Source organism: Bartonella sp. AA81SXKL (genome assembly GCF_042196945.1).
Lineage (GTDB): Bacteria > Pseudomonadota > Alphaproteobacteria > Rhizobiales > Rhizobiaceae > Bartonella.
The window spans coordinates 330-620 of the sequence record NZ_JBHIRH010000334.1 but is presented as its reverse complement, the minus strand read 5'-3'; the positions used below and the strand labels follow the sequence as shown (position 1 = coordinate 620).

Sequence of the window (291 nt, the reverse complement as noted above, 5' to 3'; positions counted from 1 at the left end):
AAAATAAACAAAGTCAAAGCTTCTATTAAAAACATAGAAAGCATCCTTATAATAGGAGGACACAAATCTCCCTGCGCGAGAAAAATATCCTTTAAAATACGAAAAACACTCCTCTTTTTCCAAAAAATATCTCAATAAAGCTGTTGCACAAAACAAAATTTTATCGAATGTGGGTATTTTTTACTTAAGCAGCACCAATGCGTAAAAGATCGTGAAAGTGAACAATTCCTATCGGCTTCTTATTTTCAACCACGAAAAAAGCCCCAATATGGTGCTCATTAATAAAAGCTG

1 protein-coding gene is annotated in these 291 nt (G+C 33.0%); it reads right to left on the bottom strand.

Translation table 11 applies throughout. The features are described from left to right. Positions 1-184: 184 nt before the first annotated feature. On the bottom strand, positions 185-291 hold a 107-nt coding region (locus ACFINZ_RS11515), incomplete at its 5' end, for a CBS domain-containing protein (protein WP_375701585.1).